We start from the raw sequence: 13,037 nt of genomic DNA, 5'->3' as shown, positions 1-13,037 counted from the left end.
ATGCTCCCGCTCATGCCGAATCTGCGGATCAGTGAGGCGGCGGCGCTGCTGGGCGTCAGCGACGACTCGGTGCGGCGCTGGATCGATCAAGGCCGATTGCACGCCGTGGTGCTCGACAACGGCCGCAAGGCGATCGACGGCGCCGAGCTGGCCGCGTTCGCCCAGCAGCTGTCCGAGGTCGCCGAGCCCGGCGTGACCGTGGCCGCGTCCGCGCGCAACCGGATGCGCGGGATCGTCACGCGCGTGGTCAAGGACGGGGTGATGGCGCAGATCGACATGCAGGCCGGACCGTTCCGGATCGTGTCGCTGATGAGCCGCGAGTCCGCCGACGAGCTGGGCCTGGAGGTCGGCAGCGTCGCGGTCGCCTCCATCAAGTCCACCCACGTCGTCGTCGAGATCCCGGAGGCCTGAGGCGTGAAGAAGGTGCTCGCGGTGCTGGCGCTGGTCGTGGCGGGGTGCGGGACACCCGAAGCGGCCAACCGGGGTGGTGCGTCGGGGGACATCACGGTGTTCGCCGCGGCCTCGCTGACCGAGTCGTTCACCAAGCTGGGCAAGGACTTCGAAGCGGCCCACCCCGGGGCGAAGGTGACGTTCAACTTCGCCGGCAGTTCCGCCTTGGCGCAGCAACTCAACCAGGGCGCGCCGGCTGAACTGTTCGCCTCGGCCGCGCCGGCGAACATGAGGCAGGTCACCGACACGGGGACGGTGAAGGCCGAGCCCACCACGTTCGCGAAGAACACCTTGCAGATCGTGGTGCCCAAGGGGAATCCGGGCGGGGTGACCGGGTTGGCGGACTTCGCCAAGGCGGACCTGAAGATCGCGCTGTGCGCGGAGCAGGTGCCGTGCGGGGCGGCGGCGAAGAAGGTGTTCGAGGCGGCGGGGGTCACGGCCCGGCCGGACACGCTGGAGCAGGACGTCAAAGCCACGCTGGCCAAGGTGGCGCTGGGTGAGGTCGACGCGGCTCTGGTGTACCGGACGGACGTCAAGGCGGCGGGCGACAAGGTCGAGGGCAAGGACTTCCCGGAGGCCGCCGAAGCGGTCAACGCGTACGTGATCGCACCGCTGGCGAACGCGCGGAACAAGGTGGGGGCCCAGGCGTTCCTCGACCACGTGGTGTCCGAGGCGGGACGGGCGGTGCTGGTCGAGGCGGGGTTCACCGCGCCGTGACGGACGTGGAGGCGTGACGGGCGTGCGGGCCGGGACGGGGGTGCGGAGGGCGCGGCTGCCGGTGGTCCTCGTGGTGCCGGCGGTGGTGGGCCTGGCGTTCCTGTTGTTGCCGCTGGTGGGGCTGCTGGTCCGCGCGCCCTGGGGCACCCTGCCGCAACGACTCTTCAGCGCCGAGGTCGGGGACGCCCTGCTGCTGTCGCTGGTGTGCGCGAGCCTGGCGACGGTGGTGTGCGTGGTGCTGGGAGTGCCGCTGGCCTGGGTGCTGGCGCGCAGCGACCTGCCCGGACGCGGGGTGTTGCGGGCGTTGGTGACCGTGCCGCTGGTGTTGCCGCCGGTGGTCGGCGGTGTCGCGTTGCTGCTCGTGCTCGGGCGGCGCGGCCTGGTCGGGCAGTACCTGGACGCCTGGTTCGGGATCTCGCTGCCGTTCACCACGGCGGGGGTCGTGCTGGCGGAGGCGTTCGTGGCCATGCCGTTCCTGGTCATCTCCGTCGAGGGCGCGTTGCGCGCGGCCGATCCCCGGTTCGAGGAGGCGGCGGCGACGCTGGGCGCGTCGCGGTGGCTGGCGTTCCGGCGGGTGACCCTGCCGTCGGTGCTGCCCGGTCTCGTGGCGGGGACCGTGCTGTGCTGGTCGCGGGCGTTGGGGGAGTTCGGCGCGACGATCACGTTCGCGGGCAACTACCCCGGCGAGACCACGACCATGCCGCTGGCGGTCTACTTGGCCCTGGAGAGCGACCCGGACGCGGCGATCGTGCTCAGCGTGGTGCTGCTGCTCGTATCGGTGGGGGTGCTGGCCGGCCTGCGGGACCGGTGGATCAGGGGTGCGGCATGACCCTGGAGGCCGCCATCCGCGTGGCGCGCGGGGACTTCCGGTTGGAGTTGGACCTCACCATCGCGCCGGGCGAGGTCGTGGCGCTGCTGGGTCCCAACGGGGCGGGCAAGACGACCGCGCTGCGGGCGTTGGCAGGGTTGGTCGGCGGTGGCCGGGTCCAGGTGGAAGGGTCCACCTGGGACGCTCTGCCGGTGGACAAGCGGCCTGTGGGTGTGGTTTTCCAGGACTACCTGCTGTTCGCGCACATGACCGCGCTGGACAACGTGGCTTTCGGGTTGCGGGCTCGTGGCACCCCGAAGACGGCGGCGAACGCGGTGGCCTTGGAGTGGTTGGACAAGGTGGGTTTGGCCGAGTTCGCCCGCGCCAAGCCGCGGACGTTGTCCGGCGGGCAGGCCCAGCGGGTCGCGCTGGCTCGTGCGCTGGCCACGGACCCGCTGTTGTTGCTGTTGGACGAGCCCTTGGCCGCGCTGGACGCGAGCACGCGCCTCAAGGTCCGGTCCGACCTCGGCCGGCACCTCCGGGACTACCCCGGCCACACGCTGCTGGTCACCCACGACCCGCTGGACGCGATGGTGCTGGCCGACCGGATCGTCATCCTCGAAGGCGGGCGGGTGGTGCAGGAGGGGACACCGGCGGAGGTCGTTCGCAGGCCGCGCACGGACTACGTGGCGCACCTGGTCGGGCTGAACCTGTACCGGGGGTGGGCGGACGGCACCGAAGTGTCGCTCGTGGACGGTGGGCGGCTGACCGTGGCGGAACCCGTGGCCGGGGAGGTGCACGTGGTGTTCTCGCCGACCGCGGTCGGGCTGTACCCGGAGCAACCGGCGGGCAGCCCGCGCAACACGTGGCCCGTCACCGTCGTCGGCGTCGAGCAGCACGCCCACACCACCCGGGTCCAGCTGGCCGGGACACCGGCGGTGTTCGCCGACGTCACCACCGCGACCGTGGCCGACCTGCGCCTGGAGCCGGGGGACCGGCTGTGGGCCGTGCTGAAGGCCACGGAGATCCACACCTATGCGGTGTGAGGGTCGTCTGGTTGGCTGGGGCGCGTGATCTTGCTCTTCTCGTATGGGACGCTCCAGCAGCCGGCCGTGCAGCAAGCCCTGTTCGGCCGCGAACTGCCCGGCCGGCCGGACGTGATCACCGGCTACGAACTCGCCGAGGTGACCATCACCGACCCGGACGTCATCGCCACCAGCGGCAGCGACCGGCACCCCGTGCTGCGCCCGGCGGAGGGCGGGGACGGCGTGGCCGGCACGGTGTTCGAACTGACCGAGGCGGACCTGGCGGCGGCCGACGAGTACGAGGTGGACGCCTACACGCGGGTGCGCGTGCCGCTGGCGTCCGGGGTCGAGGCGTGGGTCTACGTCCTGGCCGAGGGTGTCTGAGTGACGTGCGTCACGGCCTGTCACGGCGGGGCGGGGTGCGGTGTCTTGGGGTCGTAACGGGCCCCGAGCTGAGGAGACACCGAGATGAGCACCGATGTGGTCGTGGTGGGCGGCGGGTACGCGGGGGTCATGGCGGCCAACCGGCTGACCCGCCGTGACGACGTGACCGTGACGCTGGTCAACGCCCGGTCGACGTTCGTCGAGCGCATCCGGCTGCACCAGCTGGCGGGCGGCACCCATCCGGCGGTGGTCGAGTACCGGGACGTGCTGGCCGAGCGGGTCCGGCTGGTGGTGGACACCGCGACCCGGATCGACGCGGCCGGGCGGGTCGTGGAGCTCGCCGGTGGTGACGTCCTCCGCTACGACTACCTCGTGTACGCGGTGGGCAGTGCCGCCGCCGCGCCGGAGGTGCCGGGGGCGGCCGAGTTCGCCTACCCGATCTCCACCCTGGAGCAGGCTGAGCGGCTGCGGCCGGTGCTGGACGCCGCCGGCGCGGTGACGGTCGTCGGGGGCGGCGCGTCCGGGATCGAGACGGCCGCCGAACTGGCCGAGCGGGGACGTGCGGTGACGCTGGTGTGCGGTGGCGTGCTGGGGCCGTACCTGCACCCGAAGGGGCGGCGCGCGGTGGCTCGGCGGCTCGCCGACCTGGGGGTCGTCGTGGTCGAGGGCACCGACGTGGTCGAGGTCGAGCGGGACGCCGTGCGGCTGGCCGACGGGCGGGTGGTCGAGGGCGACGTGACCGTGTGGACCGCCGGGTTCGGGGTGCCGGACCTGGCCGCGCGCAGCGGGCTGAGCACCGACGCCGAAGGTCGCCTGCGCACCGACGAGACGCTGACCAGCGTCGACGACGTGCGGATCGTCGCGGCCGGCGACTGCGCCGCACCCTCGGACCTGCCCTACCGGATGGGGTGCCAGTCGGCGGTCCAGCTGGGGCCACAGGCCGCGGAGACCGTGCTGAGCCGCATCGCGGGCGAGCAGCCGGCGGTGGTGCAGGTGGGGTTCGCCGGGCTGTGCGTCAGCCTCGGGCGTCGGGCCGGGATCTTCCAGTTCGCCTCGCGGGACGACAAGGCGACCAAGCGGCACGTCGGCGGTCGGCTCGGCGCGGTGATCAAGGAGTTCGTGTGCAAGAGCACCGTCAAGCAGCTGGCGAGCGAGGCGCGCAAGCCCGGCGCGCGGAACGCGTGGCTGAAGGACCCCAAGCGCGGTGAGCTGGTCGGAGCCGAGCCGGTGCGCGTGCGCTGATCGGCATGGGCGAAGATCGACGGCGTGGACGAGGGGCGGGGTGTCGTGGGTGAGCACATCGGGCAGTCGGCGACCGAGGCGTTCGTCACCTACCGCAACCTGTTGTTCACCGTCGCGTACGAGATGCTCGGGTCGGCGGCCGACGCCGAGGACGTGCTCCAGGAGACCTGGCTGCGATGGGTCGAGGTGGACCAGGCGGAGGTGCGCGACCAGCGCGCCTACCTGGTCCGGGTGACGACCCGCCAGGCGCTCAACCGGCTGCGCACCCTCCAGCGCCGCAAGGAGGCCTACGTCGGCCCGTGGCTGCCCGAGCCGTTGCTGACCACCCCGGACGTCGCCGAGGACGTCACGCTCGCCGAGAGCGTGTCGATGGCGATGATGCTGGTGCTGGAAACGCTGTCACCGACCGAGCGGGCCGTGTTCGTGCTGCACGAGGCCTTCGACGTCGGCTACGACGAGATCGCCGAGGCCGTGGGCAAGACCCGCGAGACCGTCCGCCAGATCGCCCACCGCGCCCGTCGTCACGTCGACGCCCGCCGCCCCCGCAAGGCGGTCGCGGCGAGCGAGGTGCGGGCGGTGGTGGAGTCGTTCCGGCGGGCCTTGGACACCCGGGACTTCCAGGGGCTGCTGGACGTCCTCGCGCCCGACGTCGTGCTGACCGCCGACGGCGGCGGCGTGAAGCAGGCGGCCCTGCGGCCGGTGGTCGGGGCGGAGAAGCTCGTGCGGTACGTGCTGGGCGGCATCGCCAAGACCCAGGCGGACCTGGTGACCGAGCCGGCGGTGTTCAACGGCAACCCCGCCATCCTGTTCCACGTGGACGGGGAGGTCGACGGCGTGCTGGCGTGCGATGTGGCGGACGGCCGCATCACCGGCCTGTACTTCGTCCGCAACCCGGAGAAGCTGACCCGGATCGCGGCCTCCACGGCGCTGACCCTGCGGTGACCGATCAGGATTGGAGAAGCAGGGGTCGGGGCGCGGCGATTAGCGTTGTCGGCATGAGGTTCACCGACACCGAGCCGGGGGTGCTGCACTGATGTGCCTCTACCGCGTACCCGGCGCCGCCGAGGCGATCGCGACCGGGGCTGCCCAGCCCGCGCCGGCCGCCGCCGGATCCACGCCGGCCGCCGCCGAACCCGTGCCGGCCGTTGCCGAGCCCGAAGTCACCGACCAGCTTCCAGTCCTCGAGGAGATCTCCCGATGAGCACCAAGACCGCCGCGTACGAAGGTTTCTCCGCCGAAGAGCGTGCGGCCATGAAGGAACACGCCCGCGAGGTCAAGAAGGACGCCCGCCGCAAGTCCGCCGCCGACAAGGAGGCGGAGTGGCTGCAGGACGTGCTGGCGAAGATCGCCGAGATGCCGGAGGCCGACCGGGTCATGGCCGAGCGCGTGCACGCCGTCATCACCGCCAACGCCCCGACGCTCGCGCCGAAGCTGTGGTACGGCCAGCCCGCGTACACGTTGGATGGCAAGGTCGTGTGCTTCTTCCAGAACCGGGACAAGTTCAAGACCCGCTACGCCACGCTGGGGTTCAACGACGCGGCCGGGCTCGACGACGGCGAGATGTGGGCGACGCACTTCGCCCTCACCGAGGTGACGCCGAAGGTCGAGGAGCGCATCGCGGAGCTGGTGCGCCGGGCTGTCGGCTGAGGTCGTGACGCGCTTGCCTTGACGTGGGCGTCAAGGCATAGCGTCGGAAGACGTGAAGTTCGCGATCAGCTACAGCACCCCGTACTTCGGCGTGGACCCCGACCGGGTGGTCGCCTACGCGCGGCACGCCGAGGAGTGCGGTTTCGAGGCCCTGTACGTCCCCGAGCACATCGCCGTGTACCCGGGCGCGGCGGTGGGCGGCCACCAGATCCCGGCGGGATTGCCCTACGCCGACCCCGTCGACACCCTGAGCTTCCTCGCCGCCGCGACCAGCCGGATCCTGCTGGGGACCGGGGTCCTGCTGCTGCCCTACCACCACCCGGTCGTGCTGGCGAAGCGCCTGGCGACGGTGGACGTCCTGTCCCGCGGCCGGATGCGCCTGCTCACCGTGGGTCTGGGGGTCCTGCCCGGCGAGGCGAAGGCGGTCGGCGTCGACTTCGCCACCAGGGGACGGCGGACCGACGAGTCGATCGACGTGCTGCGCCTGCTGTGGGAGGGCGGGGAGGACGGGGTGAGCCACCGCGGGGAGTTCTTCGAGTTCGACGACTTGTGCAGCTTCCCCAAGGTGCACGGGGGCGGCTCGCTCCCGATCCACGTGGGAGGGTCCAGTCGGGCGGCGGCTCGGCGGGCCGGTCTGCGCGGTGACGGGTACTTCCCGGGCGGGGCGTTGACGCCGGACGAGCGCGACGCGCAGTGGCGGCTGGTGCGGGACACGGCCGAGGCGGCGGGTCGCGACCCCGGGCGCTTGGAGTACACGCGGTGGGCTTCGATCGACATGGGCGTGGAGCAGGCGGAGGTGTTCGCCGAGCAGGGGGTGACGCGGGTGGTCGTGAGCGCCACCAGCGCGGACCCCGCGGAGCAGCGTGACCAGATGTCCGCGTTCGCCGAGCGGTTGGGTCTCCGGGCCGGGTATTAGGCTTCCACCTCGTGAAGATCCTCTTTGCCTTCGTCGGCACGCTGGCGTGCGCGGCGGCGATGATCGGCGGCGCCCTGCTGGTCATGCGCGGCCCGTCGGACCCGCACGCCTACCCGAGCAGTTGGTCGAAGCTCGACTTCGGCGAGGCCCAGGAGGTGTCGGCGGTGGCGTTGCCGCCGTGCGCGCAGGAGACGGCGAAGTACTACGTGGACTCCACTTTCGTGGGCAACAGCGTGTACATGGACTTCACGGCTCCGGACGGTTGTGTGGCGGAGTTCCTGGCCGCGGTGGGGATCGACGGCAACACACCGGTGGTGCAGTGGAAGCCGGTGTTCCCGGACAGCGGGCCGCCGATCAGCCCGCCGGCGGACTCGGAGATCACGTGGGACTTCGGGCGTGAAGACCGGGTGGAGTCCTGGCAGGTCGAGCGGTGGCACGGGGCGTACGAGCAGGCGGTGAACGTCGTGGTCAACCGGTCGGCGCAGCCGCAGCACGTCTACATCGAGTCGTTCACGTCCAACTGAACCTCACCGGACGAGCAGCGCGGCGGCGGCCAGGGCCAGGACCGAGGCGGTGGTGACGGCCGGCACGAGGTGGGGGAGCGGGCGGGTGGTGGTGCGGCCTCGCAGGTAGGCGATCGCGCAGAACAGGAGCCACGCCGGGATGACCACGGCCAGCGCGATCGGGTGTGCGGTGGCTTCGCGGGCGGCCAGGAGGGCGACGACGGTGCAGGTGAGCGCCGAGCGGCGCCAGGCCAGGGCGGTGCGTTCCGGTTGCAGCCCGGTCCGCTCCGGTTGGGGGCCGGTGCGTTCCGGTCGGGGGCCGGGGTCGGTCACGGGCCGCTCACCACGATGGTGACGATGACCGCGCAGGACAGGGCGAAGAGCGCGACCGCCAGCACCGCGGGGAACCGGGTCACCGGCAGGGGTTCGCCGCGGCGCATCGCGCGTTCGCAGCGGACCCAGTGGTGGACCGCCCGCAACGCGCACGCCGTGCCCAGGCCCACGGCGGTCAGCGCGACGGCGGTGCGCAGCGGCGCGTGCAGGTCCGGCAGGAACTGGTCGACCGCGAGTCCCGCGCCGACCAGGGCCAGCGCGGTGCGGATCCAGGCCAGGAAGGTGCGCTCGTTGGCCAGGGAGAACCGGTAGTCCGGCGTCGTGCCCTCGGCGAGCATCCGGGACGGCGAGAACCACAACCGCAGATCCCGCATCACGCGAGTCCTCCCGGCTCCACCACGGACGGTACTCCCACTCGGTCGGTCGGCACAGCGTGCCACGGCGTGTCCTCTGTGGACTGCCACAGCCTCAGCTTCTCGGGGTTGCGGACCGCCCAGACGTGCCCGATCCGGTCGCCGGTCAGGTCGAACGCCGCCACCGTGACCGTCACGCCGTCGAGCTGGGCGACCAGGCCGGGCAGGCCGTTGACCGTGCGTTCCAGGATGGTCAGGCCGGCCGTCCGCTCCAGCACGTACCGGGCGATCCGCTCGCTGCCGCGGATCGGGCGCAGGGCGGCGCGGACCACGCCGCCGCCGTCCGCGGTCATGGTGGCGTCGGGGTCGAGCAGGCCGACCAGAGCGGCGATGTCCTTGGCCTCCCACGCCCGCTTGAACTCCCGGACGAGTTCGGCCTGCCGGTCGGGCGACGCGGGCGGCCGGCCGGTGCGCAGGCGGCGGCGGGCGGAGGAGGCGAGCTGGCGGCAGGCGGCCGGGGTGCGGCCGACGACCTCCGCGATCTCGGCGAAGGGGTGGCAGAAGACGTCGTGCAGGATCAACGCCACCCGTTCGGCCGGGGTCATCGTCTCCAGGACCACCAGGAACGCCATCGTGATCGACTCGTCGAGGGTCACGCGGTCGGCGGGGTCGGCGGCGTCGGTGGCGTTCGAGGCGGGCAGCGGCTCGGGGATCCAGTCGCCGACGTACCGCTCGCGCCGCGCTCGGGCGGAGCCGAGCTGGTCCAGGCACACGCGACCGGCGACGGTGGTCATCCACGCGTCGGGGGAGACGATGGCGTCGCGCTGGGCGGGGGACAGGGCGTACCAGCGGGCGTAGGTCTCCTGGACGGCGTCCTCGGCCTCGGCCGCGGAACCCAGCAGCCGGTAGGCGAGGCCGGTCAGGTGGCGGCGCTGGTCGTGCCCGGACCGGGTGCCGGCTCGGCCTGACATCTCCGCGCGCTGCGTCGTCATGTGTGCAGACGATATGTGACGACCTTGAGGAGTTGCGCCATGCGCAGGGTGTTCGCCGTGCTGACCGTCCTTCTCGCGCTCGTGGTGGCGGCGGAGTTCTTCTTCGCCGCGAGCGGCGCGTTCGGCAGCGGTGCCCTCTACCGGCCCCACCACGCCCTCGGTTACGTGACCTTCTTGCTGCCGCTGGTCATGGCCGTGGTGGCGGGGGTGGCCAAGCTGCCCCGCCGGCTGATCTGGCTGCCCGCGGTGGTGGTGGCGCTGACCGGGGTGCAGGTCGTGATCGCGAAGGTCGCCCGGACGCTGGACGACCCGACCGGGCCGCTGGTGTTCGGCTTGCACGCGGTCAACGGGATGGCGATCGCGGCGGTGGTCGGGCTGGTCCTGCGACAGGCGCTGGCTGGGGCCCGTGTCCGCTCGGGGCAGCCGGCCTGAGGACTCCAGGGGGGTGGCCGGCCCTCCGGGAGTCTTCTCAGGCCGGGCCGAACCAGCGGGGGAGGTGGTCGAGCAGGTCCCGCTGGTCGTCGCCGACCCACGCCACGTGGCCGTCGGGGCGCAGCAGCACGGCCGGCACGTCCAACTCCTCGCTCACCTCCACGACGTGGTCCACCCGGTCCGCCCAGCCCGCGACGGAGAGCCGCCCGGTCTGGTCCAGCAGCACGCCGCGGGCGGTGTGCAGGTGGTCGTGGACGCGACCGGTCTTCAGGGGCAGGTCGGGCAGGCGCCGCCCGACCAGGTGGTGGTCGCCGCCGAAGTCGTAGCGGATGGCGGTCGCCATGACCTTCTCCAGCAGGAACCGGTTGACCTCCTCGAACTCCATCAGCTCGGCGAGCAGCCGGCGCACGGCCCGCGGGCCCGGCTCGTGGGTGGTCAGCAGGACCTGGGCGCGGGTGTTGTCCAGCACGTCGGCGGCCACCGGGCGACGTTCGGCCTCGTAGGTGTCCAGGAGGTCCGGCGGCGCCCAGCCCGCGAGCGTCCCCGCGAGCTTCCACCCCAGGTTCACCGCGTCCTGGATGCCGAGGTTGAGGCCCTGCCCACCCAGCGGCGGGTGGACGTGCGCCGCGTCGCCCGCCAGCAGCACGCGGCCCTCGCGGTACCGGTCGGCCAGCCGGGTCGCGTCGCCGAAGCGGGACAGCCAACGCGGCGAGTGCACGCCGTAGTCCGTGCCGGCCACCGCCCGGACCGCGTCCTTGAGCTCGTCGAGCGTCGGCGGGACGGTGCGGTCCTCGGCCACGTCGAGCGCGGGCGCGCCGACCCGGTACACGCCGTCGCCGAGCGGGATCGCGCCGAACCCGTGCCGGGTCTTGTGCAGCTCCATGACCGACGCCATCAGCTCGTCGTGCGGCGTGGTCACCCGGACCTCGCCCAGCACCCACTCCTTGCGGGCGGGTTCGCCGGGAAAGCCGATGCCCAGCAGCTTGCGCACCGCGCTGCGCCCGCCGTCGCAGCCGACGAGGTAGCGGGCGCGCAGGGTGGTGCCGTCGGACAGTTCGGCGGTGACGGCGTGGTCGTCCTGGGTCAGGCCGACGAGCGCGCGGTTGCGCCGGATGTCGGTGCCCAGTTCGAGCGCGCGTTCGGTCAGCAGCCGTTCGGTCGTGGTTTGCGGGATGGCCAGGACGTACGGGTGGGTGGTGTCCAGGCGGTCGGGTTGCGGCTTGGCGATGCCCGCGAAGAACCCCCCGACCGGGTGCTGCTTGCCGACCGCGAGGAACCGGTCCACGATGCCGCGCTGCCCCAGCACTTCGAGACTGCGCGCGTGCAACCCGAGCCCCCGCACGACCTTGGTGGGCTCGGGTTCCTTGTCCAGCACCACCACACCCACCCCGTGCAACCGGAGCTCCGCGGCCAGCATGACACCCGTCGGCCCAGCCCCCGCGATGATCACGTCGAACATGTACCGCCCAATCCTGTGGTCAGTTCGGGCCGCCGATCGTGCACCACAACGGGGGTCTTGCGGCAAGACCCCATGTCGGCTATATGTTGAGTATGGCGGCAGAGGGCCGCCTTTTTTCGTGCAGGTGTACGCCGCCGGCTATGACAGCGGCCTCGGTCTGCACCACCTGGCCCGCTCGACCGGTCGCCGTGTTCGTCGTGGCCGGCGGAAGGTTGGCGGTGTGGTCCACCAGGGCCGTCCTCCCGCCGGTCGACGCTCGTGCGCGGTCGGACGTCGGTCAACCGCCGAAATGGGGCTCGGGTCGGAGGTGGGCTGCCGGCGTCGAGATCAAGAGAGGCGTTTGATCTCTCCTCGGGTTCGGTAGAAGGAGCCGCCAGCGGAGGTGAGGACTTCGGAGACCAGGTAGCGGGCGCCGGGGATGCGGATGTTCTTCGGGAACTGCACGCCCCATGTTCGGTCGTAGCCTTCCGAGACCACGTGGACCCTCAGGCGGCCTGCTTCCTGGACGCATTCCACGATCACGCCCTCGCCCGGGGCCGGGTGCGAGACGAACTCGACCTCCGCTGTGGCCTCCACGCGGGCGATGGCGCCGGCCTTGATGTCTTGGCGTGGTGGCAGGTGGCCCTGTTCGGCGGCGTGTACGGCGGAGGGGCTGGCGTCCACACAAGCCAGTGAGCCGTCTGTGGTTACCAGGTAGAGCCGTTCGTCCCGGTACTGCATGGAGAACGCCGAACCGCAGCCCGTGGCGAGCTTCCACAGCCTTGTGCCGTCCGCGGCGAAGCAGTACACCGAGGACTGGTTGTCGCCGGCGAACACGAACTCGCCGTCCGGTGATGTCGCGCACGAGAACACCGGTGCGTCACAACGGTAATCGCCTGTCTTGCGCCCGTCGGACTTGGCGAACCGGTGCACCCACGCCCGGCTCGTGCCCACGAACACCTCTGTGCGCTCCTGCCACCCGAACAGCACCTCGCCCACGGTGTCCGAGTGCCACGCCCGGTGCCCCCGCCCGGTGTAGTGGGTGACGCCGCGCGAGTGGCCGTGGAAGACGCCCTCGTCCGAGCAGCGGACCATCCACGCGCTGTTGCCGGTGGCGGGCATCGACCACTGGAACTCGTCCTCGTGGTCCACCACCGTCACCCGGCCCTGCCGGTCGGACACGCCCAGCACGCCGTCGTGGATGTCCAGCCAGTAGATGTCGACGTCCTCCGCGATCTCGTACGCCACCCGCGGCACCTTGGCGCCCAGGTCGTACACCTTGCCGTCGTCGCACCCCGCGTAGATCCAGAAGTCGTCGGCCACGATGCACTTCACCGAGTCGGGCAGCCCGAACCGCCCGGTGACCCGGCCGTCGTGGGTGAGGGTGAAGACGTCGCCGTTCTCGTTGCCCACCCACGCGCTCTCCTCGTCGACGAAGATGCCGAACGCGGGCGCGCCGGACGCGAACCGCCACAGCACCGGCGCCTGGTGCGCGGTCGAGCGTGTGCTGACGATCTGCCGCCGGCTCACCGGCCGCCGCTGCCGCATCCCCTTGACCGCCGGCGCGTAGCCCTTGCGGACCTTCTCGCCGATCTTCTTCTCCGCCGCCTTGAGCGCCTTGGCGTGGTCGGCGAAGGTCGCCGTGCGGACCTGCCCCTGTTCGCCGATGCGCCCGTAGGTGATGGTGACCTCGGTGTCCTCCACGCGCACCTCGTAGAACTTGTGCGCGCCCCCACCAGCCTCGGACAGCTCCAGGTACGTCGTGCCGGACATCGCTACCTCCCCCTTCGATCGAGT

The 13,037-nt window shown here is 72.1% G+C and carries 17 protein-coding genes; 12 read left to right on the top strand and 5 right to left on the bottom strand.

The features are described from left to right. Positions 1 to 12 precede the first annotated feature (12 nt). The 11 genes from DFJ66_RS04525 (at position 13) to DFJ66_RS04480 (ending at position 7,713) form a co-directional block, all read left to right on the top strand. Positions 13 to 411 carry a TOBE domain-containing protein gene (locus tag DFJ66_RS04525; protein WP_121230654.1) on the top strand — a complete coding sequence of 133 codons (399 nt, stop codon included), beginning with the start codon at positions 13 to 15 and terminating at the stop codon, positions 409 to 411. A 3-nt stretch (positions 412 to 414) separates the two neighbouring features. Next, positions 415 to 1,167 (top strand): molybdate ABC transporter substrate-binding protein, encoded by a 753-nt coding sequence (gene modA / locus DFJ66_RS04520; protein ID WP_121218216.1) that lies wholly within the window; start codon positions 415 to 417, stop codon positions 1,165 to 1,167. 13 nt (positions 1,168 to 1,180) lie between these two features. Next, on the top strand, positions 1,181 to 1,996 hold the full coding sequence (gene modB, locus DFJ66_RS04515; RefSeq protein WP_121218214.1) for a molybdate ABC transporter permease subunit: 816 nt from the start codon (positions 1,181 to 1,183) through the stop codon (positions 1,994 to 1,996). Next, a complete protein-coding gene (locus DFJ66_RS04510; RefSeq protein WP_121218212.1) occupies positions 1,993 to 3,021 on the top strand; it encodes an ABC transporter ATP-binding protein in 1,029 nt (342 codons plus the stop codon). The genes modB and DFJ66_RS04510 overlap by 4 nt, the downstream gene beginning before the upstream one ends. A gap of 24 nt (positions 3,022 to 3,045) precedes the next feature. After that, the gene (locus DFJ66_RS04505) at positions 3,046 to 3,384 is read left to right on the top strand and encodes a gamma-glutamylcyclotransferase family protein (protein WP_121218210.1); all 339 of its coding nucleotides are present in this window, start codon (positions 3,046 to 3,048) and stop codon (positions 3,382 to 3,384) included. Between the two features lie 84 nt (positions 3,385 to 3,468). Then, positions 3,469 to 4,626 (top strand): NAD(P)/FAD-dependent oxidoreductase, encoded by a 1,158-nt coding sequence (locus DFJ66_RS04500; RefSeq protein ID WP_121218208.1) that lies wholly within the window; start codon positions 3,469 to 3,471, stop codon positions 4,624 to 4,626. Positions 4,627 to 4,650: 24 nt separating this feature from the next. Further along, positions 4,651 to 5,568 (top strand): RNA polymerase sigma-70 factor, encoded by a 918-nt coding sequence (locus DFJ66_RS04495; protein WP_281276599.1) that lies wholly within the window; start codon positions 4,651 to 4,653, stop codon positions 5,566 to 5,568. A gap of 91 nt (positions 5,569 to 5,659) precedes the next feature. Further along, a complete protein-coding gene (locus DFJ66_RS42445) occupies positions 5,660 to 5,827 on the top strand; it encodes a hypothetical protein (RefSeq protein ID WP_170199131.1) in 168 nt (55 codons plus the stop codon). Beyond that, positions 5,824 to 6,273, top strand: coding sequence for an iron chaperone (locus tag DFJ66_RS04490; RefSeq protein ID WP_121218206.1), 450 nt, complete (start codon positions 5,824 to 5,826; stop codon positions 6,271 to 6,273). Before DFJ66_RS42445 ends, DFJ66_RS04490 begins: the two co-directional genes overlap by 4 nt. A gap of 52 nt (positions 6,274 to 6,325) precedes the next feature. Beyond that, a complete protein-coding gene (locus DFJ66_RS04485; protein WP_121218204.1) occupies positions 6,326 to 7,189 on the top strand; it encodes a TIGR03619 family F420-dependent LLM class oxidoreductase in 864 nt (287 codons plus the stop codon). An 11-nt stretch (positions 7,190 to 7,200) separates the two neighbouring features. After that, on the top strand, positions 7,201 to 7,713 hold the full coding sequence (locus DFJ66_RS04480) for a hypothetical protein (RefSeq protein WP_121218202.1): 513 nt from the start codon (positions 7,201 to 7,203) through the stop codon (positions 7,711 to 7,713). A 3-nt stretch (positions 7,714 to 7,716) separates the two neighbouring features. Here the strand turns inward: DFJ66_RS04480 and DFJ66_RS04475 are convergent, their stop codons facing one another. Genes DFJ66_RS04475 through sigJ form a run of 3 tightly spaced genes read right to left on the bottom strand, consistent with a single transcriptional unit; the run spans position 7,717 to position 9,370 of the window. Continuing rightward, positions 7,717 to 8,025: a DUF202 domain-containing protein gene (locus tag DFJ66_RS04475; RefSeq protein WP_121218200.1), complete on the bottom strand. Its 309-nt coding sequence runs from the start codon at positions 8,023 to 8,025 to the stop codon at positions 7,717 to 7,719. Next, the gene (locus DFJ66_RS04470) at positions 8,022 to 8,399 is read right to left on the bottom strand and encodes a YidH family protein (RefSeq protein ID WP_121218198.1); all 378 of its coding nucleotides are present in this window, start codon (positions 8,397 to 8,399) and stop codon (positions 8,022 to 8,024) included. Before DFJ66_RS04470 ends, DFJ66_RS04475 begins: the two co-directional genes overlap by 4 nt. Continuing rightward, positions 8,399 to 9,370 carry an RNA polymerase sigma factor SigJ gene (sigJ, locus tag DFJ66_RS04465; RefSeq protein ID WP_211350971.1) on the bottom strand — a complete coding sequence of 324 codons (972 nt, stop codon included), beginning with the start codon at positions 9,368 to 9,370 and terminating at the stop codon, positions 8,399 to 8,401. The genes DFJ66_RS04470 and sigJ overlap by 1 nt, the downstream gene beginning before the upstream one ends. Positions 9,371 to 9,409: 39 nt before the next feature. Here sigJ and DFJ66_RS04460 point away from each other — a divergent pair, with 39 nt between their 5' ends. Next, positions 9,410 to 9,802, top strand: a complete 393-nt coding sequence (locus tag DFJ66_RS04460) for a DUF6220 domain-containing protein (RefSeq protein ID WP_121218196.1) — start codon at positions 9,410 to 9,412, stop codon at positions 9,800 to 9,802. Positions 9,803 to 9,839: 37 nt separating this feature from the next. Here the strand turns inward: DFJ66_RS04460 and rox are convergent, their stop codons facing one another. Next, the gene (rox, locus tag DFJ66_RS04455; RefSeq protein ID WP_121218194.1) at positions 9,840 to 11,261 is read right to left on the bottom strand and encodes a rifampin monooxygenase; all 1,422 of its coding nucleotides are present in this window, start codon (positions 11,259 to 11,261) and stop codon (positions 9,840 to 9,842) included. A gap of 327 nt (positions 11,262 to 11,588) precedes the next feature. Next, complete coding sequence (locus tag DFJ66_RS04450) at positions 11,589 to 13,013, bottom strand: WGR domain-containing protein (protein ID WP_121218192.1); 1,425 nt, start codon at positions 13,011 to 13,013, stop codon at positions 11,589 to 11,591. Between the last annotated feature and the right edge of the window lie 24 nt (positions 13,014 to 13,037).

The sequence above is a fragment of the Saccharothrix variisporea genome, assembly GCF_003634995.1.
Classification (GTDB): Bacteria; Actinomycetota; Actinomycetes; order Mycobacteriales; family Pseudonocardiaceae; genus Actinosynnema; species Actinosynnema variisporeum.
This window is presented reverse-complemented; position numbering and strand designations above follow the sequence as displayed.